Annotated in this window: 21 protein-coding genes and 1 tRNA gene; 17 read left to right on the top strand and 5 right to left on the bottom strand. The window is 64.3% G+C overall.

Features of this window, described 5'->3' with window-relative positions; genetic code table 11:
- Positions 1-14 precede the first annotated feature (14 nt).
- The 4 genes from RMET_RS11095 to RMET_RS11080 all read right to left on the bottom strand — a co-directional run bounded on the left by RMET_RS11095 (position 15) and on the right by RMET_RS11080 (position 2,212).
- A tRNA-Val gene (locus RMET_RS11095) sits at positions 15-89 on the bottom strand.
- 124 nt (positions 90-213) lie between these two features.
- On the bottom strand, positions 214-939 hold the full coding sequence (dnaQ, locus tag RMET_RS11090) for a DNA polymerase III subunit epsilon (protein WP_011516916.1): 726 nt from the start codon (positions 937-939) through the stop codon (positions 214-216).
- A 22-nt stretch (positions 940-961) separates the two neighbouring features.
- A complete protein-coding gene (gene rnhA / locus RMET_RS11085) occupies positions 962-1,399 on the bottom strand; it encodes a ribonuclease HI (protein ID WP_011516915.1) in 438 nt (145 codons plus the stop codon).
- A gap of 18 nt (positions 1,400-1,417) precedes the next feature.
- Entirely contained in the window at positions 1,418-2,212 is a 795-nt protein-coding gene (locus tag RMET_RS11080; protein WP_011516914.1) for a class I SAM-dependent methyltransferase, read from the bottom strand.
- Between the two features lie 12 nt (positions 2,213-2,224).
- On the opposite strand from RMET_RS11080, the gene gloB reads away from it, so the two are divergent.
- From gloB to RMET_RS11000, 16 genes are all read left to right on the top strand, one after another.
- Positions 2,225-3,025: a hydroxyacylglutathione hydrolase gene (gene gloB, locus RMET_RS11075; RefSeq protein ID WP_011516913.1), complete on the top strand. Its 801-nt coding sequence runs from the start codon at positions 2,225-2,227 to the stop codon at positions 3,023-3,025.
- A 136-nt stretch (positions 3,026-3,161) separates the two neighbouring features.
- Positions 3,162-4,874, top strand: a complete 1,713-nt coding sequence (locus RMET_RS11070) for a transglycosylase SLT domain-containing protein (RefSeq protein WP_011516912.1) — start codon at positions 3,162-3,164, stop codon at positions 4,872-4,874.
- A 170-nt stretch (positions 4,875-5,044) separates the two neighbouring features.
- On the top strand, positions 5,045-6,004 hold the full coding sequence (locus RMET_RS11065; protein WP_196776402.1) for a glycerophosphodiester phosphodiesterase family protein: 960 nt from the start codon (positions 5,045-5,047) through the stop codon (positions 6,002-6,004).
- An 82-nt stretch (positions 6,005-6,086) separates the two neighbouring features.
- A complete protein-coding gene (locus RMET_RS11060; RefSeq protein ID WP_011516910.1) occupies positions 6,087-7,976 on the top strand; it encodes a propionate--CoA ligase in 1,890 nt (629 codons plus the stop codon).
- 148 nt (positions 7,977-8,124) lie between these two features.
- Positions 8,125-10,500: a bifunctional salicylyl-CoA 5-hydroxylase/oxidoreductase gene (locus RMET_RS11055; RefSeq protein WP_011516909.1), complete on the top strand. Its 2,376-nt coding sequence runs from the start codon at positions 8,125-8,127 to the stop codon at positions 10,498-10,500.
- Between the two features lie 2 nt (positions 10,501-10,502).
- Complete coding sequence (locus tag RMET_RS11050; RefSeq protein WP_011516908.1) at positions 10,503-11,297, top strand: SDR family NAD(P)-dependent oxidoreductase; 795 nt, start codon at positions 10,503-10,505, stop codon at positions 11,295-11,297.
- 30 nt (positions 11,298-11,327) lie between these two features.
- Positions 11,328-12,179, top strand: a complete 852-nt coding sequence (locus tag RMET_RS11045) for an enoyl-CoA hydratase family protein (protein ID WP_011516907.1) — start codon at positions 11,328-11,330, stop codon at positions 12,177-12,179.
- Between the two features lie 9 nt (positions 12,180-12,188).
- On the top strand, positions 12,189-13,355 hold the full coding sequence (locus tag RMET_RS11040) for an acyl-CoA dehydrogenase family protein (RefSeq protein WP_011516906.1): 1,167 nt from the start codon (positions 12,189-12,191) through the stop codon (positions 13,353-13,355).
- 21 nt (positions 13,356-13,376) lie between these two features.
- Positions 13,377-15,038: an AMP-binding protein gene (locus RMET_RS11035; protein ID WP_011516905.1), complete on the top strand. Its 1,662-nt coding sequence runs from the start codon at positions 13,377-13,379 to the stop codon at positions 15,036-15,038.
- 2 nt (positions 15,039-15,040) lie between these two features.
- The gene (locus RMET_RS11030) at positions 15,041-15,460 is read left to right on the top strand and encodes an acyl-CoA thioesterase (protein ID WP_011516904.1); all 420 of its coding nucleotides are present in this window, start codon (positions 15,041-15,043) and stop codon (positions 15,458-15,460) included.
- A 35-nt stretch (positions 15,461-15,495) separates the two neighbouring features.
- On the top strand, positions 15,496-15,909 hold the full coding sequence (locus RMET_RS11025; protein WP_011516903.1) for a RidA family protein: 414 nt from the start codon (positions 15,496-15,498) through the stop codon (positions 15,907-15,909).
- 320 nt (positions 15,910-16,229) lie between these two features.
- Entirely contained in the window at positions 16,230-17,378 is a 1,149-nt protein-coding gene (carA, locus tag RMET_RS11020) for a glutamine-hydrolyzing carbamoyl-phosphate synthase small subunit (protein WP_011516902.1), read from the top strand.
- 34 nt (positions 17,379-17,412) lie between these two features.
- On the top strand, positions 17,413-18,084 hold the full coding sequence (gene leuE, locus RMET_RS11015; RefSeq protein WP_011516901.1) for a leucine efflux protein LeuE: 672 nt from the start codon (positions 17,413-17,415) through the stop codon (positions 18,082-18,084).
- A gap of 70 nt (positions 18,085-18,154) precedes the next feature.
- Positions 18,155-21,403, top strand: coding sequence for a carbamoyl-phosphate synthase large subunit (gene carB / locus RMET_RS11010; protein ID WP_011516900.1), 3,249 nt, complete (start codon positions 18,155-18,157; stop codon positions 21,401-21,403).
- 237 nt (positions 21,404-21,640) lie between these two features.
- A complete protein-coding gene (gene greA, locus RMET_RS11005) occupies positions 21,641-22,117 on the top strand; it encodes a transcription elongation factor GreA (RefSeq protein ID WP_029310052.1) in 477 nt (158 codons plus the stop codon).
- Positions 22,118-22,132: 15 nt separating this feature from the next.
- A complete protein-coding gene (locus RMET_RS11000; protein WP_011516898.1) occupies positions 22,133-22,624 on the top strand; it encodes a DUF4149 domain-containing protein in 492 nt (163 codons plus the stop codon).
- A gap of 65 nt (positions 22,625-22,689) precedes the next feature.
- Here the strand turns inward: RMET_RS11000 and RMET_RS10995 are convergent, their stop codons facing one another.
- Positions 22,690-23,199, bottom strand: a complete 510-nt coding sequence (locus RMET_RS10995) for a YhbY family RNA-binding protein (RefSeq protein WP_011516897.1) — start codon at positions 23,197-23,199, stop codon at positions 22,690-22,692.
- 156 nt (positions 23,200-23,355) lie between these two features.
- Between RMET_RS10995 and RMET_RS10990 the strand changes: the two genes are divergently transcribed.
- Complete coding sequence (locus RMET_RS10990; protein ID WP_011516896.1) at positions 23,356-24,021, top strand: RlmE family RNA methyltransferase; 666 nt, start codon at positions 23,356-23,358, stop codon at positions 24,019-24,021.
- The last annotated feature ends 119 nt before the right edge of the window (positions 24,022-24,140 follow it).

The following is a 24,140-nucleotide window of genomic DNA, read 5'->3' as shown; positions in this document are numbered from 1 at the left end:
CAAGCCACAAATTTTGGTGGGTGGTACAGGGATTGAACCTGTGACCCCTGCCGTGTGAAGGCAGTGCTCTACCGCTGAGCTAACCACCCATGCTGCTTCGTCATCGTTGCTGCTGATGTCGCGCAGTGGAGAAACGAGATTATGCCGATGGGCCGGTATCTTGTAAAGCCCTTTTTCGAATTTTCTTCGAAATCCCTCGGGAGGCGCCAGGCCCTACTGAGTGGCGGCTTCGGCAGGGGAGGCTTCCTGCCAGACCGTCTTGCCGCCACTTGCCTTGTCGAGTTCCTTGAGCACGCCCATGTGCGCCGAGATTTCTGCCTCGGAGGCCAATAGCACGGGCAGCGTCATGGCGGACAGGTCGGCGGTGCTACGCGTCTCGCCGTCCGTGGCGGCGCCGTCGAGCATGTCGATGACCAGTGAGTTCTGGCCGCGCGTCATCGCCAGGTAGACCTCGGCGAGCAGTTCGGCATCGAGCAGTGCGCCGTGCAGCGTGCGATGGGAGTTGCTGACGCCAAGTCGGTCGCACAGCGCATCCAGCGAGTTGCGCTTGCCCGGGAACATCTGGCGGGCTTCACGCAGCGTGTCGATCACGTTGCTGGCGTGCTGGCGGAACGGCGGCAGGTCCAGGCGCTGGAACTCCATGTCCAGGAAGCCAAGGTCGAAGGGCGCGTTGTGGATGATCAGTTCGGCGTCCTGCACGAAGTCGCGGACGTCGTTGACGATCTCGGCGAACTTGGGCTTGTCGGCCAGGAAATCGAGCGTGATCCCGTGCACTGCGATGGCATCCTCATGGATGTCGCGCTCTGGATTGACGTAGAAGTGGAGGTGGCGGCCTGTCAGGCGGCGATTCACCAGTTCCACGCAGCCGATTTCGATCAGTCGGTCGCCTGTCGCGTGATTAAGGCCGGTGGTTTCGGTATCGAGAACGATTTGTCGCATGGGCGGGATTGTAAACGACGGGTCAGGTATTGATCGACGCCACCCCGCGATTGGCCAGCGCATCCGCGCGTTCGTTGCCGGGGTGCCCGTTGTGACCGCGCACCCAGTGCCACGTGATCTGGTGAGGTTTCTGGGCTTCGTCCAGTGCCTGCCAGAGGTCGGCGTTCTTGACCGGCTTCTTGTCCGCCGTCTTCCAGCCGCGTGCCTTCCAGCCGTGAATCCACTCGCTGATGCCTTTCTGCACGTATTGCGAGTCCGTATAGATATTGACGATGCATGGGCGCTTGAGCGCGCGCAGCGCCTCGATGACCGCCATCAGCTCCATGCGGTTGTTGGTGGTGGGGCTTTCGCCGCCGAACAGTTCTTTCTCGTGGCCGCCGGCGACGAGCACGGCGCCCCAGCCGCCGGGGCCGGGGTTGCCCTTGCAGGCTCCGTCGGAGTAAATCGTGACTTCTTGCATGTATATAAGGTGATGGTCCTAGCTGTCCTGGCCAGGGGTCTTGCCGTGCGTGCCCGTGGGCGTGGCAACTGGGGCCGCTACTGGCTTCAGCGCCGACTTGGGTGTTTTCCAGGCGGGGCCGACCAGGCGGATATTCTTGACGCGCTTGACCGCCGAGATCATATAGACCGCGCCGAAGATCGGCCACCAGCGGTCGCCTGCCTTCTCCATGAATGCCGCGCGCTGCAGCCAGCGCTCCGTGCGATAGGGCGGGCAGTAGCAGCCGAAGCGGCCCCGGATGATCTCGAACCCGAGCAGCTTGAGCCAGTCCTTGATCCGCACGAACCCGATGGTCTGGGCGTCACTTGGCAGGAAGGGCATGGCGCCAAGGCGGTTCAGGCCCTGCCGCGCCCCCCACAGGCTCATCGGGTTGAAGCATGTCACCACCACGCGCCCTTCGGGCATCAGAACGCGCGAGACTTCGCGCAGCACTTCGTGCGGGTCTTCCGAGAATTCGAGGACGTGCGGTAGCGTGACGAGGTCGATGCTCTGCGTATCGAAGGGCAGTTCGTCGAACCGGCACAGCAGTTGCCGCGCATCGGGATGGGTCTCCCTTGGCCCGTGCGGGCCCGCGCGGCCGTCCAGCGCCAGCGCCGAGAACGGCATCCGGTTCTCGCGCAACGTGTCGATGGCGGGCAGGCCGAACTGCACCGCGTGATAGCCAAAAATGTCCGCTACCGTCCGGTCGTACTGCTGGCCTTCCCACTCGAGCACATACTGCCCGGGTGGCGAGGCTAGCCATTCTTCCCAATCTATAATCGGTCGGTTGGACATAGAGGAGCACGCATGTTGAAAGTGGAGCCGATCCCCGCCTTTCAGGACAACTATATCTGGGCAATCCACGACGGGCATAGCGCGGCCGTGGTGGACCCAGGCGAGGCCGCACCGGTCGAGCAGTTTCTGGCGCAACGCGGGCTGGCACTGGGCGCTATTGTAATCACCCATCACCATGGGGATCACCAAGGTGGTGTATCAGACCTCCTCGCGCGTCATCCGAGTGGGCCGAACGGCGAGCCGCTGCCGGTGATCGGTCCGCAAGGCGAGCGAATTGGCCACCGCACGCAGGCCGTGCGCGAAGGCGACACGGTCACGCTGCGTCATCCGGCAGTGACGTTCCGGGTACTGGATGTTCCGGGTCACACCGCAGGCCATGTGGCCTATGTCGGCGACCTGCCTGGCGCCGGCCCCGTGGTGTTCTGTGGCGACACGCTGTTCGCCAGCGGCTGCGGGCGCCTGTTCGAAGGCACGCCGGCCCAGATGCTGGCATCCCTGGACAAGCTCGCGGCACTGCCCGGCGACACGCGCGTCTACTGCGCCCACGAGTACACGCGCAGCAACGTCCGCTTTGCCCAGGCCGTCGAGCCGGCCAACCCGGATCTGGCGGCGTGGGCGGCGCGGGTGGATATCCTGCGCGAGGCCGGCACGCCTACCGTGCCAACGACCGTGGCGCACGAGCGCGCGGTCAATCCGTTCTTGCGGTCCCGCGAGTCCACGGTCCGCCAGGCTGTGCGGGCGCAGGGCGGTGACGTGAGCGGTGACGCCGCGGCTTTTGGTGCGCTGCGAGGCTGGAAGGACGGCTTTCGTTAATGCGGATGGGACAATCCGGTTGCGGGCTGGGCGGGGCAATTGATTCAAATTGCATCATGGGGAAAATCTCATTGACGCGAGGGGGGCTTTTCCATAGCATCAGGCCAACTTTTTGGCGTCACTTTCAGAGAACTTAATGCGATTTGGTCGATTTCTGGCGGTAGTTGCGTGTGCCACGCTGCTTGCAGCCTGCGCCAGCACACCCACACCGCCCGCCGGCGAATTGTCCGGCACGCCGACCGCCCTGGAATCCGGTCCGAAGAAGGACCCGCTCAATACCCTCAACAGCACCGGCCGCGCCGGCACGTTATCCCGTTCCACCGTCGTGAATGTCGACCAGTCCAGCGTGGACTGGCTGCGCGGGCCGTCCAGCGATATCTGGGACCGCATCCGCAAGGGTTTCGCGATGCCCGACCTGGAAGGCACGCTGGTCGATGATCGCACGCAGTGGTACGCGGCCCGCCCTGACTATATGGAGCGGATGGTGGGGCGGTCGAGCCGCTACCTCTACCACATCGTCGAGGAGCTCGAACGGCGCAAGATGCCGACCGAGCTGGCCCTGCTGCCGTTCGTGGAGAGCGCATTCAATCCCCAGGCGGAATCCACGGCCAAGGCGGCCGGCATGTGGCAGTTCATCCCGAGCACGGGCAAGACGTACAACCTCAAGCAGAACATGTTCCGCGACGAGCGGCGCGACGTGCTGGCATCGACCGACGCGGCCCTCGACTATCTGCAGCGGCTCTACGACATGTTCGGCGACTGGCAATTGGCGCTGGCCGCCTACAACTGGGGCGAAGGCGCCGTGTCGCGAGCCATCGCGCGTAATCAGGCCCGGGGGCTGCCCACGGACTACGCCAGCCTGACCATGCCGACCGAGACGCGCTATTACGTGCCGAAGCTCCAGGCGGTGAAGAACATCATCGCCAACCCGGCCGCGTACGGCGTCAGGCTGCCTGAGATCCCCGATCATCCGTACTTCGTGACGGTCACGACCTCGCGGGATATCGACGTGGCGCTGGCTGCCAAGCTGGCCAACATGCCGCTGGACGAGTTCAAGGCGCTCAATCCGTCGTTCAACCGACCGGTGATCCTGGGTGCGGCCAATCCGCAGATCCTGCTGCCGTTCGAGAACGCCGAGCGCTTCCAGTACAACCTCAATACCTATCGTGGCGGGTTGTCGAGCTGGACGGCGGTGACCGTGGATAGCCGTGAACGTGTGGAGTCGCTGGCCGCGCGGCTCAACGTGGATGTGGACACGCTGCGCGAGATCAACCGGATTCCCAAGGGGATGCGCCTGAAAGCCGGTTCGACCGTCATGATTCCGCGTACCGAGCGCCACGACCAGGACATCAGCGCATCGCTGGTCGATACGGCCATGCTGGCCGTGGAGCCAGACGTGCCTGACGCCAAGCGCGTCGTGGTGCGGGCGGGGCGCAAGGATACGGTGTCCACGGTGGCGCGTCGCTATGGCGTGTCGGTCAAGCAGGTGCAGTCGTGGAACAAGCTCTCCGGCAGCAAGCTTGTTGCCGGCCAGAGTCTGGTGCTGATGCTGCGTCCGAACTCCGCCGCCGCCATGCGGGCGGAGCGCGCCGGGGACGAAGACGACACGCCAGCCAAGGCCGCGCCACATGGCAAGTCGGGTGGCAAGACACAGGCCGTGGCAAAGTCGGAGAAATACGATAAGGTCGAGAAGTCGTCGCGATCGGCCAAGGCCGAACCCCGCAAGCGGGTGGTGGTGGAGGCCTCGCCGCACAGTTCCACGAGCAAGTCGTCGGGCAAGTCCGCCACGCGCGAAAGCAAGTCGTCGCCGACGCCAGCGACCAAATCCAAGTCGAGCCGCGCGCAGTAGCATCTGCGCGCGGCCACCTCCTGACGCCGCGAAATTCTGGCAACCCGGTTCCACGCTAGACGCTGGGCCGGGGACGCGCCGTGCCTCCGTCATGCAAATTGATGGGCATCAAGAACGTAGTCGGCGAAGGGTGGCAAAAGGGCAGTCTGATCCACCACTGGAACTGCCCGATGTCCTTCCCCAAAACCGTCTGTTGCCTGCCGATTCTCTTGGCGTGCCTTGGCGCGTCATGCGAGCGCGCGCAGGACGATGACGAACCCGATTACCCTCTGCCCAAGCTCGTGGCGCATCGCGGTGGCACGGCGGATCGCCCGGAAAACACGCTTGTGGCGATCGAGTCGGCATTGCGCCAACGTGCCGACATGATCTGGCTGTCGGTGCAAACGAGCCTCGATGGCGTGCCGGTGCTGTACCGTCCTAGCGACCTGTCCTCGCTGACCAATGGATCGGGCAAGGTGGCCGATTTCAGCGCCGCCACGCTGGCGACGCTCAATGCCGGATGGTCCTTCGCCGAAATGGGATCGGATGGCGTGAAGCGCTACCCCTATCGCGACAGTCCGGTCGGCATTCCCACGCTGCAGCAGGCATTGCGTGCCATCCCGGCCAACGTGCCGATCATCCTCGACATGAAGTCGATGCCCGCGTCGGCACAGACGGCCGCGGTGGCTGCCGTGCTGGATGCCGAAAGCGCCTGGAGCCGCGTGCTGATCTACTCGACCGAGGCCGATTACCAGAATACGTTCGCAGCCTGGCCACGCGCGCGGCTGGCCGAGGCGCGTGATGTGACCCGGCGTCGACTGGTATCCGCAACGCTTGGCCAGCGCTGCGATGCGCCGTCCGTTTCAGGTGTGTGGGCGGGATTCGAGATGCGACGCAACGTGGACGTGGTTGAGACCTTCACGCTCGGAGAGGGGCATTCGCCGGTCCAGGCGGTGCTCTGGACCAAAGCCTCTGTCCATTGCTACCGGTCGAAAGTCTCGGCCAACCTCGTGGCATTCGGCGTGAATGATCAGGCTGACTATTGCGAGGCAAAGCGTTTGGGGCTGGATGCTGTCATGGTAGATTCTCCAGAAAAGATGGCCGGCATCCGAACGCAAGTGGAAACGAACCCCGCGTCGTGCAACCAGTAGGGCAGTCGGCAGGTTTCCGCCTGTCGAACTGTCCCAGCCACCAACACCGCATTGATCATCCATATAGCGGAGGAGACATACCATGACGGCAAGCCGCGCACTGCACGCGCGCTCCCTTTCCGACCCGGCAGGATTCTGGGCCGAACAAGCCGCACGTATCGATTGGGAGACCCCCTTCGAACGCGTGCTCGACGACAGTCGCCCACCTTTCGCCCGCTGGTTCGTCGGCGGGCGCACCAACATCTGCCATAACGCCATCGACCGGCACTTGTCCGCGCGTGCCGACCAGCGGGCGCTGGTCTATGTCTCGACCGAGACCGATACCGAACGCACCTACACTTACCGCGAGTTGCATGACGAAGTCACGCGCATGGCGGCGACGCTGCAGGGGCTGGGCGTGCAGCGCGGCGACCGGGTGCTGATCTACATGCCGATGATTCCGGAGGCGATGTTCGCGATGCTGGCCTGCACGCGCATCGGCGCCGTGCATTCGGTGGTGTTCGGTGGGTTTGCCTCGGTCAGCCTGGCGGCCCGTATCGACGACGCCAAGCCACGAGTGATCGTGAGCGCCGATGCCGGTTCGCGCGCGGGCAAGGTGGTGCCGTACAAGCCGCTGCTTGATGAGGCGATCCGGCTGGCTGGCCATCATCCCGAAAAGGTGCTGCTGGTGGACCGCAAGCTGGCAGAGATGCCGCTGGTCAGCGGCCGCGACCAGGACTACGCGGCCTGGCGCGACAAGGTGGCCGGACAAGCGGTGCCATGCGTCTGGATGGAATCGAGCGAGCCATCCTACGTGCTCTACACGTCGGGCACCACGGGCAAGCCAAAGGGCGTGCAGCGAGACACCGGTGGCTACGCGGTGGCACTGGCCACGTCGATGGAGAACATCTTCTGTGGCAAGCCGGGCGACACGATGTTCACCGCGTCCGATATCGGATGGGTGGTGGGCCATAGCTACATCGTCTACGGGCCGCTGCTGGCCGGCATGACCACGGTCATGTACGAGGGCACGCCGATTCGTCCTGATGGCGCGATCCTGTGGAAGATCGTCGAGCAGTACGGCGTCAACATCATGTTCAGCGCGCCTACGGCGATCCGTGTACTCAAGAAGCAGGACCCGGCGCTGCTCAAGCGTCACGACCTGTCCAGCCTGCGGCTGTTGTTCCTGGCGGGCGAGCCACTGGACGAACCTACCGCGCGCTGGATTCAGGGCGGCATCGGCAAGCCCGTGGTCGACAACTACTGGCAGACCGAATCGGGCTGGCCGATTATCGCTATCCAGCGCGGCGTGGAAGCGCTGCCACCCAAACTGGGATCTCCCGGGGTGCCGGCCTACGGTTACGACCTGCGCATCGTCGATGAGGTCACCGGCGAGGAGTGTCCGCCAAACACCAAGGGCGTGGTGGCGATCGACTATCCGCTGCCACCGGGCTGCATGTCGACGGTCTGGGGCGACGACGACCGCTTCATTCGCACGTACTGGTCGGCGGTGCCGAATCGTCAGTGCTATTCCACATTCGACTGGGGTATCCGCGACGAGGATGGCTACGTCTTCATCCTCGGCCGCACCGACGATGTGATCAACGTGGCAGGCCACCGACTGGGCACCCGAGAGATCGAGGAAAGCCTGTCGTCGCACCCGGGCGTGGCCGAGGTGGCCGTGGTCGGCGTGCAGGATGCGCTGAAGGGCCAGGTCGCCATGGGCTTCTGCATTGCGCGTGACGCCGGGCGCACGGCAACTGAAGCGGACCGTATGGCATTCGAGGGGGAGTTGATGAAGACGGTGGAGCAGCAGCTCGGCGCGGTGGCGCGGCCGGCGCGCGTGTTCTTCGTCAATGCGCTGCCCAAGACACGCTCGGGCAAATTGCTGCGCCGCGCCATTCAGGCGGTGGCGGAAGGCCGTGATCCGGGTGACCTGACCACGATCGAGGACCCGACGGCGCTGGAGCAGGTGAAGGAGTCGCTGGCCTGACGCAGGCATAGAAGGGCAGGGAGCCCGGCACTTGCGGGCTCCCTGAAAAACCCCTTGCCAGATCTCGGCATGCCGCCTAATATTTTAAGCATAAAATATTTAACCCTGATGTAGAGCCGTCGACTGACGGCTTGCAGGAGGCGATCAGATGCGCGTGCTATGTATTGGTGGCGGCCCGGCGGGCTTGTACTTCGGCTTGCTGATGAAGCTGCAGAATCCGTCCCACGAGGTGATCGTGGTCGAACGCAACCGGCCATACGACACCTTCGGCTGGGGGGTGGTGTTCTCCGATGCGACGCTCGAGAACCTGAAACAGGCCGATCCGGTCAGCGCGGCCGAGATCAACGCGGCATTCAATCACTGGGACGACATCGACATTCACATCGGTGGGCGCACCATCCGATCCGGTGGGCACGGATTCATCGGCATCGGCCGCAAGCGCCTGCTCAACATCCTGCAGGCACGCTGTGAGGCGCTCGGCGTGAAGCTGGTGTTCGAGACCGATGTCAGCGACGACCAGGCGCTGGCGCGGCAGTACAACGCGGATCTCGTGATTGCTTCGGACGGCCTTAACAGCCGCATCCGCACACGCTATGCCGAGAGCTTCCAACCAGATATCGACACGCGCCAGTGCCGCTTTGTCTGGCTCGGCACGCACAAGCTGTTCGACGCTTTCACGTTCGCATTCGAGAAGACCGAGCATGGCTGGTTCCAGGCGCACGCCTATCGCTTCGACGACAACACGTCGACGTTCATCGTTGAGGCGCCTGAGCCGGTCTGGAAGGCCGCCGGCATTGAACAGATGAGCCAGGAGGAGGGCGTGGCCTACTGCGAGAAGCTGTTCGCCAAGTACCTTGACGGCAACAAGCTCATCAGCAACGCCGCGCATCTGCGTGGCTCGGCGATCTGGATTCGCTTCCCGCGGGTGATCTGCCATCACTGGGTGCACTGGAACACCCTGGACGATGGCCGCCGCGTGCCGGTGGTGTTGATGGGGGACGCGGCGCATACCGCGCACTTCTCGATCGGATCGGGGACCAAGCTGGCGCTGGAAGATGCGATAGATCTGGCGGAGGCGATCGGCGAGCATCGCGCCGCCGGTGTCGACGGCCTGCCGGAAGCGCTGGCCCGCTACGAGGCCACGCGCAGCGTGGAAGTGCTCAAGATCCAGAACGCGGCGCGCAATTCGACCGAATGGTTCGAGAACGTCGAGCGCTATGCTGGCATGGCGCCCGAGCAGTTCGCTTATTCGTTGCTGACGCGCTCGCAGCGGATCTCGCACGAGAATCTGCGCGTGCGCGATGCGCAATACGTCGACAACTTCGAGCAATGGCTGGCCGCGCAGGCCGGCGTGCCACAAGAGACGCTGAAGCTGCGCGCGGCTGCGGGCGATGCTGCCTTGCCGCCGATGTTCACGCCATTCACGGTGCGCGGCGTCACCCTGAAGAACCGCGTGGTGGTGAGCCCGATGGCGATGTACTCGTCGGTCGATGGCGTGCCGGGCGACTTCCACTTGGTGCATCTCGGTTCCCGTGCCCTCGGTGGCGCCGGCATGGTTGTGGCCGAGATGACCTGTGTGTCGCCAGACGCGCGCATCACGCCGGGTTGCCCGGGTTTGTGGAACGACGCGCAGCGCGATGCGTGGAAGCGCATCGTCGACTTCGTGCACGCCAACGGCGATACGAAGATCGCCATGCAGCTTGGCCATGCCGGGCGCAAGGGCTCAACCCAGCTTGGCTGGGAGAAGATGGACTACCCGCTGGCGGACGGAAACTGGCCGTTGATCTCCGCGTCGGCGTTGCCGTACATGCCCGATGTGTCGCAGGTGCCACGCGAAATGACGCGGGAAGACATGGATCGGGTGCGTGACGACTTCGTGGCCAACGCGAGGCGCGCGGCGGAAGCCGGCTTCGACTGGCTTGAGCTGCACTGCGCCCACGGCTATCTGCTTTCGAGTTTCATCTCGCCGTTGACCAACACGCGTACCGACGCGTACGGCGGCTTGCTCGCCAACCGTCTGCGCTATCCGCTGGAAGTGTTTGCAGCCGTGCGGGCCGTGTGGCCGCAGGACAAGCCTATGTCGGTGCGGATCTCGGCGCACGATTGGGTCGAGGGCGGTATCACGGCCGATGATGCGGTCGAGATCGCACGCGCCTTCAAGGCGGCCGGCGCGGACATGATTGACTGTTCATCAGGCCAGGTCAGCCCGGATCAGACGCCGGTCTACGGCCGGATGTACCAGACACCGTTTGCCGACCGCATCCGCAATGAGGCGGGCATCCCGACCATCGCCGTGGGCGCGATCTTCGAGGCCGATCATGTCGACAGCATCGTCGCGGCTGGCCGGGCCGATCTTTGCGCGATTGCGCGTCCTCATCTGGCCGATCCGGCGTGGACGCTGCACGAGGCGGCCAGGCTGGGCTATCGCGATGTCACGTGGCCGAAGCAGTACGTGTCTGGCAAACGGCAACTGGAAACCAACCTTGCCCGCGCCGCATCGTACGCGCAGCAGCCGGGAAAATGACCATGGGCAATGCATTGCAAGGGCGTCACGCCCTGGTGACCGGCGGCGGGCGTGGCATCGGTGCCGCCATCGCGCGCCGGCTGCTGGCCGATGGCGCCAGCGTCACGCTGCTGGGTCGCGAGCAGGCAGCGCTTGATGCGACCGTTCATGCGCTGCAATCGTGTGTGATCGAAGGCGCGGCGCTGGGCGCGGTCAGCGCGGACATCACGGATGCCGATTGGGTGAGTGGAGCCTTCGCTGGTGCCACTGAAGCACGCGGGCCGATCACGCTGCTGGTCAACAACGCCGGTCAGGCGTACAGCGCGCCGTTCGGCAAGACCGATCTCGCGCTCTGGCAGCGGATGCTCGAGGTCAACCTGACCGGCACCTTTATCTGCACGCAGGCGGCGCTGCCGGCGATGCTCGAGGCGGGCTGGGGGCGCATCGTGAATGTCGCCAGCACGGCCGGCCTGATCGGGTACGGCTACGTCAGCGCCTATTGCGCGGCGAAGCACGGCGTGATCGGCCTGACCCGCTCGCTGGCGCTGGAACTGGCGACCAAGGGCGTGACGGTCAACGCGGTGTGCCCGGGCTATACCGAAACCGACATCGTGCGCGACGCGGTGGCCAATATCGTCGGCAAGACGGGGCGCTCGGAAGAACAGGCGCGCGCGGAACTGGCCGCGCGTAACCCGCAGCGGCGTCTGGTACGGCCCGATGAAGTGGCTGATGCGGTGGCCTGGCTGTGCCAGCCCTCGGCGTCCGCGATCACGGGGCAAGCCGTGCCGGTGGCCGGCGGCGAGGTGATGGCGGGCTGAACGATCAAACAGAGTGGAGTGAGACAACACATGAGCGATATTGCACTGGACATGCGCCACCACAAGCGCGCCTTTGCGGACTATCAACCGAAGCATTTCCTGTGGTCCGTCTCGGCGGACGGCAAGGTCGCCACGATCACGCTGAACCGGCCGGAGCGCAAGAATCCGCTGACGTTCGATTCCTACGCCGAGCTGCGTGATCTGTTCCGTAGTCTGTGCTACGCCACCGACATCAAGACCGTGGTGGTGACCGGCGCGGGCGGGAATTTCTGCTCTGGCGGCGATGTACACGAGATCATTGGCCCGCTGACGCGCATGACCATGCCGGAGCTGCTCGACTTCACGCGCATGACCGGCGACTTGATCAAGGCCATGCGCGCCTGCCCGCAGCCGATCATCAGCGCGATCGACGGCATCTGCGCCGGCGCCGGCGCGATGATCGCGCTGGCCTCCGATATGCGTCTGGGTACCGCGCTGGCGAAGACCGCTTTCCTGTTCGTGCGCGTTGGTCTGGCCGGCGCCGATATGGGCGCATGTTCGCTGCTGCCCCGCGTGATTGGGCAGGGGAGAGCGAGCGAGCTGCTTTACACCGGCCGCTCGATGAGCGCCGAGGAAGGGCTGCAATGGGGCTTCTTCAACGCGCTGCACGCTTCCGAAACGCTGCTGGCCGAGGCGCAGTCGCTGGCCACGCAGATCGCCGCGGGTCCGACTTTCGCGCATGGCGTTACCAAGAAGCTGCTCCATCAGGAGTGGAATATGGGGCTCGACGAAGCGATCGAGGCCGAAGCGGAGGCACAGGCCATCTGCATGCAGACTCGCGACTTCCGGCGAGCCTATGACGCGTTCGTCGCGAAGCAGAAGCCGGTGTTCGAAGGCGATTGAGGGGCTGGCATGAGTGACAAGACCTACCTTGAACTACCGTTCTTCGACGATACGCACCGTTCGCTCGAACGCGATCTGGATGCCTGGTGCGGCGAGAACCTTTGCGGCGTCGATCACCACGATGCCGACGCGGCGTGCCGCACGCTGGTGCGCCAGCTTGGGCAGGCGGGATGGCTCCGCTACTGCGTGCCGGCGGCGTTCGGCGGCGCGCTACCCGCGCTCGATTCGCGCGCGCTTTGCCTGCTGCGCGAGACACTGGCGCGCCATGACGGTCTGGCTGACTTTGCTTTCGCGATGCAGGGCCTTGGCTCGGGCGCGATCACGCTGGCCGGCAGCGACGCGGTGCGCGAGCGCTATCTTCCGCGCGTGGCGAATGGCGAGGCCATTGCGGCATTCGCGCTGTCCGAGCCCGAGGCGGGTTCTGACGTGGCGGCGATGCAATGCAGCGCGAAGCTGTCCGATGACGGCACGCACTACGTGCTGAACGGCGCCAAGACGTGGATATCTAATGGCGGCATCGCCGACTTCTATTGCGTGTTCGCGCGCACTGGGGAGGCAGCCCGCGCGCGCGGCATCACCGCGTTCGTGGTGGATGCCAATACTCCGGGCCTGTCCATTGCAGAGCGCATCGACGTGATCGCGCCACATCCTCTGGCAACACTGCGTTTCGATGACTGCCGCGTACCCGTTGGCAACCGCCTGGGCGAGCCGGGGCAGGGCTTCAAGGTGGCGATGATGACACTCGACATCTTCCGGGCCTCGGTGGCCGCCGCCGCGCTTGGCTTCGGTCGCGCGGCGCTGGACGATGCGCTGGCACGCGCCACGTCGCGCCCGATGTTCGGCGGCGTGCTGGCGGATCTGCAACTCACGCAGGCGGCGATCGGTGACATGGCTACGGCCATTGATGCCGCCGCGCTGCTGACTTATCGCGCCGCCTGGCTGCGCGATGTGAGGCAGCAGCGCACGACGCGCGAGGCGGCGATGGCCAAGATGGTCGCCACCGAGAACGCGCAGCAGGTCATCGACCGGGCCGTGCAGATGTTCGGCGGCCTCGGCGTCAAGGTTGGCACGCGTGTGGAAAGCCTCTACCGCGAGATTCGCTCGCTGCGGATCTACGAAGGCGCCACTGAAGTGCAGAAGCTGATCATTGCGCGCGAGACGCTGGCAGCCCGATAGAACACGAGACAGGAGACAAGTATGGCCGCCCCCCAACCAGCCACCGCTCATGTTGATACCTTCGCACGGGACAGGTTGCCGCCGCCGCAGACGTGGCCGGTGTTCCAGTTCAATGACGACACGCGCTACCCCGATCGCCTCAATGCGGCAGTGGAGCTTGTGGACCGACACGTGGCGGCCGGCAACGGTGGCCGCGTGGCGGTGCGCCATGAGCGCGCGGGCCGTATCGAGACCGTGACCTATGCCGAGCTGGCGGCGCTTGTGGATCGCATCGCGCATGTGTTGGTCGAGGACATGGGGCTGGTGCCGGGCAATCGCGTGCTGCTGCGCGGCCCGAACAACCTGATGATGGCGGCGAGCTGGCTTGCCACGCTCAAGGCAGGACTGATCGCCGTGCCGACGATGCCGCTGCTGCGCGCCAAGGAGCTCAAGCAGATCATCGACAAGGCGCAGGTGACGGCTGCACTCTGCGATGCACGTCTGCGCGACGAGCTGGACGCGAACCGGCGTGCCGACGGCGAATACTTTTGTCCGACGCTCGAACGCGTGCGCTACTTCCACGGCGAGGGTGCCGATGCGCTCGAAACCGCGATGGCGGGCAAGCCCGACACGTTCACCGCGTGCGACACGGCCGCTGATGACATCTGCCTGATCGCGTTCACGAGTGGTACCACGGGGCAACCCAAGGGCACGATGCATTTCCACCGCGATGTGCTGGCGATGTGCGACCTGTTCTCGCGCCACGTGCTCAAGCCCACGCCGGACGACGTCTTCTGTGGCACGCCGCCAATCGCATTCACATTCGGGCTGGGCGGGATGCTCTGCTTCCCGCTGCGCATTGGCGCCAGTACCGCGCTGTCGGAAAGGCTTACGCCGGAACTACTGCTCAAGCTGATCCAGGACCATCGCGCGACGATCGTTTTCACCGCGCCGACGTTCTATCGGCAGATGGCGGCGCTGGTAAAGAACTTCGATTTGTCGAGCCTGAAGAAGAGCGTGTCTGCTGGCGAGGCGCTGCCCGATGCCACGCGGCAGGCCTGGAAGGCAGCCACTGGCATCGAGATGACCGACGGCCTCGGCGGCACGGAGATGATGCATATCTTCGTTTCCAGTGCTGGAGCCGACGTGCGCCCGGGCGCAGTGGGTCGCGTGGTACCGGGGTACGAAGCCCGTATCGTCGACGAGAACATGCAGCCGGTGCCGCCGGGCACGGTAGGCAAGCTCGCGGTGCGCGGGCCCACGGGCTGCCGCTATCTGGACGATCCGCGCCAGGAGGCATATGTGCGCGACGGGTGGAATCTGCCCGGCGACACATTCATGGCCGACGCCGATGGCTACTATTTCTATCAGGCGCGCTCGGACGACATGATCATCTCGGCCGGGTACAACATCGCCGGGCCCGAGGTCGAGGGATCGCTGATGCGGCATGAGTGGGTGGCTGAATGCGGGGTGGTCGGCGCGCCGGACGCGGAGCGTGGCCAGGTCGTGACGGCGTACGTGGTCCTGCGTCCCGGCGTGGAGCCCTCCGACGCCACGCGGGCGGCGCTACAAGACTATGTCAAGCGCGAGATCGCCCCGTACAAGTATCCGCGTCGCATCGAGTTCGTGGCGGCGCTGCCGCGTACCGAGACGGGCAAGCTGCAGCGCTTCCGCCTGCGGCAGATGGCGGCAGAGGGCGCGTAGCCATGAGCGACGTGTTCACCAATCAGGTGCGTGTGCGTTTCAAGCATTGCGATACCGCCGGCATCGTTTTCTACCCGCGCTATTTCGAGATGCTGAACGACTTTATCGAGGACTGGTTCGCCGAAGCGCTCGACTGGCCGTTCGATGCGATGCATCTGACCGGTCATGCGGGGGTGCCGACGGCCGAACTGCAGTGCCGCTTCGAGGCGCCAAGCCGGCTTGGCGAACTGCTCACACGAGAACTGCGCGTGTCCCATATCGGCCGAAGCAGCTTCTCGGTCGAGGTCCGCCTGGCCGGGCCGGACGGCGGCACGCGTATGCACATCTCTCAGCGGCTCGTCTGCGTCGACACACGGACGATGACCGCGCAGGCCCTGCCTGACCCCGTACGACATGCAATGGGACGCTTCCTGGCGGCCTGACGGATAACTCTGAACTCTGGATTGGAATCGACATCATGCTAAAGACATTGCAGCCGCCCGACTGGGCACCTCCGAAGGGATACGCCAACGGCATGCTCGCCGAGATGCAGGTGGGCAGCCGCCTGATCTTTGTCGGCGGGCAGATCGGCTGGAACGGCCAGTGCGAGTTCGAAACCGACGATTTCGGGCTGCAGGTGGCGCAGGCATTGCGCAATATTGTCGCCGTGCTGGAACAGGGCGGGGCGCGGCCCGAGCACATCGCGCGCATGACCTGGTATGTGAAGGACAAGGCCGAGTACGTGGGTGCCTACAAGGCGATCGGGCAGCACTATCGCGACATCATCGGCCGCCACTTTCCTGCGATGACCGCGGTAGAGGTGGCGGACCTCGTCGAGCCGCGCGCGAAGGTGGAAATCGAGGTCACCGCCGTGGTACCAGCCACGGCATGAGCGGCGTGCCGGGCGGTCGTGAATGATGGGCCGCCTGGTAGCCATGGCAAACGCAAGTCCTTGAAAACTTGAGAAATTGGGTGCGGCGGGATATAATTCGAAAGTTTCGCTTTCAGAACCCTTCACCCTAGCGCCTACCGTATTCCACCTTCCGCCGCCCCCATATTCGCGAGGGCTTTTCGTGCACCACGCAGACATTGTGCGAAGTGACGAAAGAGCCTCCGCCGGGAGTCTCGCCATGCACATGGCTGAGGGCTCGCCCACGGGGCACGAGGCGTTGAGCAGGTCGGTCACGGGGTGAATCCAGCAGGAGCCTACCCGTGTTACCGTCTTTTCCGTCCGCCATCCTCGCGCTTGCAGACGGCACGGTCTTTCGTGGCTATTCCATCGGCGCTTCCGGCCATACGATCGGCGAAGTGGTGTTCAACACCGCTATCACCGGTTATCAGGAAATCCTCACCGACCCGAGCTATTCCCGGCAGATCGTCACGCTGACGTATCCGCATATCGGCAATTACGGCGTCAACCCTGAGGATGTAGAAGCCACGAAAGTCCATGCCGCCGGCCTGATCATCAAAGATCTGCCGATTCTGGCCTCGAACTTCCGCAAGGAACATACCCTTGCCCACTACCTGAAGCAGGAAAAGGTCGTGGCGATCGCGGGCATCGACACCCGCAAGCTGACCCGTATCCTGCGCGAGAAGGGCGCCCAGAACGGCTGCATCCTGGCTGGCGAGGACAATGTCCAGAAGGCCATCGACCTGGCGCGCTCGTTCCCGGGCCTGGCAGGCATGGACCTGGCCAAGGTCGTCTCCGTCAAGGAGCCGTATGAGTGGACCCAGACCGAGTGGAAGCTCGGCGAAGGCTACGGCAAGCAGGACAAGCCGCAGTTCCACGTGGTCGCTTTCGACTTCGGCGTCAAGTTCAACATCCTCCGCATGCTGGCCGAACGCGGCTGCAAGGTGACCGTGCTGCCGGCGCAAGCCAGTGCGGCCGACGCCCTGGCGCTGAATCCGGACGGTATCTTCCTGTCGAACGGCCCTGGCGACCCGGAGCCGTGCGACTACGCGATCGCCGCCACGCGTGAGTTCATTGCTCGCGGTATCCCGACCTTCGGCATCTGCCTGGGCCACCAGATCATGGCCCTGGCCGTCGGTGCCAAGACGCTCAAGATGAGCACGGGCCACCATGGCGCCAACCATCCGGTCAAGGACCATGATGATGGTCGTGTGGTGATTACGTCGCAGAACCACGGCTTCGCAGTCGATGCATCGACGCTGCCGGCCAACGCCCGCGTCACGCACACGTCTCTGTTCGACGGCACGCTGCAAGGCTTTGCGCTGACGGACAAGCCGGCCTTCTGCTTCCAGGGTCACCCGGAAGCGTCGCCGGGCCCGCACGACATCGCGTACCTGTTCGACCGCTTCACCAAGCTGATGCAGGACGCCCGCGCCAAGGCCGCTGCCTGAGATCGAGAAACGAGAGCCTGAACGGGAAACGCCCATGAACGCCTTCATGCATGCCAACCTCGGCATCACTGATTTCTGGACCTTTGTGCTCGGTACGATCTTCATCGTACTGCTGCCGGGGCCGAATTCGATGTATGTGCTGTCGGTGGCCGCGCAGCGCGGTGTGCGCGCCGGCTACAAGGGGGCATGCGGCGTTTTCCTCGGCGATGCGATCCTGATGGTGCTGTCGGCCGCTGGCGTGGCATCGCTGCTGAAGGCCAGCCCGGGGCTGTTCCACGTCGTCAAGTACGTGGGTGCGGCATACCTGGCCTGGATCGGCTTCCAGATGCTGCGTGGCGCGGTGCGTAACTGGTCGGCGCAAGCCGATGTCGCCACGAACGCGGTTGCGTCGCTGGATCGCGCGTCGAACCCGTTCAGCAAGGCGCTGTTCATCAGCCTGCTGAACCCGAAGGCCATCCTGTTCTTCATCTCGTTCTTCATCCAGTTCGTGGACCCGCAGTTCGTCGTTCCGGCGCTGTCGTTCGTGGCGCTGGGCCTGGTCTGCCAGATCTGCAGCTTCGCCTACCTGACCACGATCATCTTCGTGGGCGCAAGGCTGGCCGATGCGTTCCGCCGCCGCCGACGCCTGTCCGCAGGTATGTCGAGCGGGGTCGGGGCGATGTTCATCGGCTTCGGCGCCAAGCTGGCCACGGCCACACTGGGCTGACGGCCTACAACCTGATTACCGGCCCGGCCCGCGCCCAACCGCGCGAGCCGGCCAACAAAGAGAGCGTGCAATGCCAAAGCGCACAGATATCAAGAGCATCCTAATCATCGGCGCGGGCCCGATCATCATCGGTCAGGCGTGCGAATTCGACTACTCCGGCGCGCAGGCCTGCAAGGCGCTGCGTGAAGAGGGCTTCAAGGTCATCCTGGTCAACTCGAACCCGGCGACCATCATGACGGACCCGAACACGGCCGACGTGACCTACATCGAACCCATCACCTGGGAAGTGGTCGAGCGCATCATCGAGAAGGAGCGCCCGGACGCGATCCTGCCGACCATGGGTGGCCAGACCGCGCTGAACTGCGCGCTGGACCTGCACCGCCATGGCGTGCTGGACAAGTACAAGGTCGAGCTGATCGGCGCGTCGCCGGAAGCCATCGACAAGGCCGAGGACCGCCAGAAGTTCAAGGACGCGATGACCAAGATCGGTCTCGGTTCGGCCAAGTCTGGCATCGCCCACTCGATGGACGAGGCCGTGGCCGTGCAATCGCGCATCGCCCAGGAAACCGGCACCGCCGGCTACCCGATCGTGATCCGCCCGTCATTCACGCTGGGCGGCACCGGTGGCGGTATCGCCTACAACCGCGAAGAGTTCGAGGAAATCTGCAAGCGTGGCCTGGACCTGTCGCCGACGCGCGAGCTGCTGATCGAAGAATCCCTGCTGGGCTGGAAGGAATACGAGATGGAAGTTGTTCGCGACAAGGCGGACAACTGCATCATCATCTGCTCGATCGAAAACCTGGACCCGATGGGCATCCACACCGGTGACTCGATCACGGTGGCCCCGGCCCAGACGCTGACCGACAAGGAATACCAGATCCTGCGTAACGCCTCGCTGGCCGTGCTGCGCGAGATCGGCGTGGACACCGGCGGTTCGAACGTGCAGTTCTCGATCAATCCGACGGATGGCCGGATGATCGTGATCGAGATGAACCCGCGCGTGTCGCGTTCGTCGGCCCTGGCCTCGAAGGCCACCGGCTTCCCGATTGCGAAGGTTGCCGCCAAGCTGGCCGTCGGCTACACGCTCGACGAACTCAAGAACGAAATCACCGGCGGCCAGACCCCGGCCTCGTTCGAACCGTCGATCGACTACGTGGTCACCAAGGTGCCGCGTTTCGCGTTCGAAAAATTCCCGGCCGCCGACAGCCACCTGACCACCCAGATGAAGTCGGTGGGCGAGGTGATGGCCATGGGCCGTACGTTCCAGGAATCGTTCCAGAAGGCACTGCGTGGTCTGGAAGTGGGCGTGGACGGCCTGGACGAAAAGTCGACCGATCGCGACGAAGTGATCGAGGAAATCGGCGAAGCCGGCCCGGACCGCATCTGGTACGTGGGCGACGCATTCCGCCTCGGCATGTCGCTGGAGGAAGTGCAGAGCGAGACCGATATCGATCCGTGGTTCCTGGCCCAGATCGAAGACATCGTGAAGACCGAAGGCCTGGTGCGTAATCGCACGCTGGAAAGCCTGTCGACCGCCGAACTGCGTCACCTGAAGCAGAAGGGCTTCTCGGATCGCCGCCTGGCCAAGCTGCTGAAGACCGACGCGAAGGCCGTGCGTCTGGCGCGTGTGGCGCAGAATGTGCGCCCGGTCTACAAGCGCGTGGACACCTGCGCGGCCGAGTTCGCCACGAACACCGCGTACATGTACGGCACCTACGAGGCCGAGCATGGCGAGTGCGAGGCCGACCCGACCAGCAACAAGAAGATCATGGTGCTGGGCGGTGGCCCGAACCGGATCGGTCAGGGTATCGAGTTCGACTACTGCTGCGTGCACGCCGCGCTGGCGCTGCGCGAAGACGGGTACGAGACCATCATGGTCAACTGCAACCCCGAAACCGTGTCGACCGACTACGACACCTCTGACCGCCTGTACTTCGAGCCGCTGACGCTGGAAGACGTGCTGGAAATCGTCGACAAGGAAAAGCCGGTTGGCGTGATCGTCCAGTACGGCGGCCAGACCCCGCTGAAGCTGGCGCTGGATCTGGAGGCCAACGGCGTACCCATCATCGGTACGAGCCCGGACATGATCGATGCCGCGGAAGACCGCGAGCGTTTCCAGAAGCTGCTGCAGGACCTGGGCCTGCGCCAGCCGCCGAACCGTACCGCGCGCGCTGAAGACGAGGCACTGCGCCTGGCCGAGGAAATCGGTTATCCGCTGGTGGTGCGTCCGTCGTACGTGCTGGGTGGCCGCGCGATGGAAATCGTGCACGAGCCGCGCGACCTCGAGCGCTACATGCGCGAGGCCGTGAAGGTGTCGAACGACTCGCCGGTGCTGCTGGACCGCTTCCTGAACGACGCCATCGAGTGCGACGTCGACGCCCTGTGCGACGGCACTCGCGTGTTCATCGGCGGCGTGATGGAGCACATCGAACAGGCTGGCGTCCACTCGGGCGACTCGGCCTGCTCGCTGCCACCGTACTCGCTGTCGCAGGCAACCGTCGACGAACTGAAGCGCCAGACCGCCGCGATGGCCAAGGCGCTGAACGTGGTGGGTCTGATGAACGTGCAGTTCGCGATCCAGCAGCGGAATGGCGAGGATATCGTCTACGTGCTGGAAGTGAATCCGCGCGCGTCGCGTACGGTGCCGTACGTGTCGAAGGCCACCGGCCTGTCGCTGGCCAAGATCGCCGCGCGTTGCATGGCCGGTCAGTCGCTCGATTCGCAAGGTATCGGCGAAGAGGTGGTGCCGCCGTACTACAGCGTCAAGGAAGCCGTGTTCCCGTTCAACAAGTTCCCGGGCGTGGATCCGGTCCTCGGACCTGAAATGCGTTCGACCGGCGAAGTGATGGGCGTGGGCAAGGTGTTCGGCGAAGCGCTGTTCAAGAGCCAGCTGGCCGCGGGTTCGCGCCTGCCCGAGAAGGGCACCGTGCTGATCACCGTCAAGGACAGCGACAAGCCTCGCGCCGTGACCGTGGCCCGCATGCTGCACGACCTCGGTTACCCGATCGTCGCCACGCGTGGCACGGCATCGGCCATTGAAGCTGCCGGCATCCCGGTCCGGGTTGTCAACAAGGTGAAGGACGGCCGTCCGCACATCGTGGACATGATCAAGAACGGTGAACTGGCGCTGGTCTTCACGACGGTCGACGAAACGCGCACGGCCATCGCCGATTCGCGTTCGATCCGTATCGCCGCGCTGGCCGCCCGCGTGCCGTACTACACCACCATCGCCGGCGCCAACGCCGCGGTGGAAGGCCTCAAGCACATGCAGAACCTGGAGGTCTACGACCTGCAGGGCCTGCACAAGCAGCTGGCCTGATATGCCTGATGCTGCGGTGCGGGGAATGTGATCCCGTACCGCAGTAGTCCGCCCGTCGGGTTGATACCGGCGGCGGTTCTGGCCTACACTACGTCGAATTCGCCGATTGCACCGGCCTTGCTGGCCGCTGTGTGATCCCATCTGAAAGCCGCGGTTGAGCGGAAGTGCTGCCTGGCAGGTGACTGCCGGCGCATGGTTCCAGCTCCGCTGCGGCTCATTTTTTTGTTGAACAAGACAATGAGCACCATTCCGATTACCAAGCGTGGCGCCGAACTCCTGAAGGAAGAGCTGCAGCGCCTCAAGGCCGTCGAGCGTCCTGCGGTGATCAACGCCATTTCCGAGGCGCGTGCCCAGGGCGACCTGTCGGAAAATGCCGAATACGACGCCGCCAAGGAAAAGCAGGCGTTTATCGAAGGCCGCATCCTGGAAGTGGAAGCGAAGCTTTCCGCCGCCCAGGTGATCGATCCCACCCAGCTGGACACGGACGGTCGCATCGTTTTCGGCGCCACCGTGGATCTGGAAGAACTGGAATCCGGTAACCCCGTGAGCTACCAGATCGTCGGTGACGACGAGGCGGATCTCGATACCGGCAAGATCTCCGTGAGCTCGCCGATCGCTCGCGCGCTGATCGGCAAGTTCGAAGGCGACGTAGCAGTCGTGCTGGCCCCGGGCGGCGAGCGCGAGTACGAAGTCATCACGGTTCGCTACATCTGACGGCGCGGGACAGGCGTGTTCTCCTCGTCTTACTCGAATCTGCCGCCATTGCCGCATCGTCTGTTCCTGCTGCTGACCGTGATCTGGGCCGGCAGCCTGTGGACGATCGGCTATCTGGTGGCACCGACGCTGTTCTCGGTGCTGCCGAGCCGCGAAACGGCCGGCATGATCGCCGGGCATCTGTTCCGCTATGAGGCGATCCTCGGCATGACCGTGGGCGTGCTTCAGCTCGTGCTCTGCAATGTGCTGATCCGCCGTGGCGCCGAGCGTTATCGCTCGTTGCGCTGGATCGTCCTGACCATGCTGGTATGCGTGCTGGCCGGCTATTTCGGCGTGCAGCCGTTCATGGAAGGACTCAAGGTCAAGGCTCAGGCGCTGAATCTGGGCGTGTCCGAATCACCGTACAAGGCCGAATTCGGCATGTTGCACGGGGTGTCCAGCGTGATCTATCTGGTTCAGAGTGTGCTGGCACTCGTGCTGGTGTGGCGGGCTAGCGCGCCACGCTGAGCAAAGGTGTGAAAAAAGGCGGCCTCGGCCGCCTTTTTGGTGGAACTGGCCGATTCGGCCACTGGTCAACCCAGTGCTTTCTTCTTCTGGCTGGCCGGGCGGGCGCGGGAACGCTTGACGTTACCACCCTGGGTCACACGTTCGTTGCCCAGTACGGTGACTGCCGTGCTCTTAGGGCGGCGTTGACCGGAGGTGCTCGGCTTGCGGACCACGACGGTACGTGGCGCGGCGCCTGTGCCGGTAGCACGGCGACGCGCTGCGGCGCCCAGTTCCTCCGGCTGGTTCTCCTTCAGGAGGGCAGGGCCCGGACGCCAGATCACGAGCAACTTGCCGATGTGCTGGATCGGCGCGGCGCTGAGTTCGTCACAAATGGCGTCGTAAATGGCGATGCGTGCGTCGCGTTCGTCACCGAGGACGCGAATCTTGATCAGATCGTGAGCCGCCAGGCTCCGGTCGATCTCGGCCAGGACCGCAGGGGTCAGGCCTTCCGCACCGATCATGACCACGGGATTGAGGCTGTGGGCGCGCGAGCGCAGGTCGGAGCGTTGGGCGGAAATCAGTTGTAGGGCTGGCATGAGAGGGCAAATAGCGATTTGGCGCGTATTATCCGCCAAAATATCGCCGGCAGGCGGTAAAGATCTCCAAATCGGGAGAAAAAGCTCCGCACGGTCGTTCGACTTGCGGTGCCAATCCCGCCAAACCGGTAAGTAGCAAGTAGGCAAGTCTCATCAATGGCCAAGAACAAATTCAATCAGTCGTGGCTGCACGACCACATCAACGATCCGTACGTAAAGATGGCCCAGCGCGAGGGCTATCGCGCCCGCGCGGCCTACAAGCTCAAAGAGATCGACGATCAGGACAAGCTGATCCAGCCGGGCCAGGTCATCGTGGATCTGGGCGCCGCGCCGGGCAGCTGGAGCCAGTACGCCCGGAACAAGCTGGCCGCGTCGCCCCGCGCGAAAGACGGCCGGATCGACGGCGCCGTGGTGGCGATCGACATCCTGCCGATGGAGCCGGTGGCCGACGTAACCTTTATCCAGGGCGACTTCCGGGAAGAAGAAGTGTTCCGTCAGCTCGAACAGGTGGTGCTGGATGCGTCTGGCGGCTCCCGAATCGACCTTGTTATCTCCGATATGGCCCCCAACTTGTCTGGCGTGGCCTCGGCCGATGCCGCGCGGATCGAGTATCTGTGCGATCTGGCGCTGGACTTTGCCCAGGCCCACCTGAAGCCGGAAGGTTCCTTGCTGGTCAAGTGCTTTCACGGCTCGGGCTACAGCCAGATCGTGGAAAAGTTCAAGCGGCAGTTCAAGGTCGTCGCGAGCCGCAAGCCCAAGGCGTCGCGTGACAAGTCTTCGGAAACATTTATTCTTGGGCGCTACCTGAAGTCGGTGGACTGACGCGGGCCCAAAACATGCCGCAGGCGCTCCCAGTGCTCCCAAACGGGGGCAGGGTACGCCCGGGCGGCGCGCGACTTGCCCTGAATGGGCCGTATCAGGCACTATCAGGTCCATAGATT

Source organism: Cupriavidus metallidurans CH34 (genome assembly GCF_000196015.1).
Lineage (GTDB): Bacteria > Pseudomonadota > Gammaproteobacteria > Burkholderiales > Burkholderiaceae > Cupriavidus > Cupriavidus metallidurans.
The sequence above is the reverse complement of the archived record's forward strand: the minus strand, read 5'-3'. Positions and strand labels throughout refer to the sequence as shown.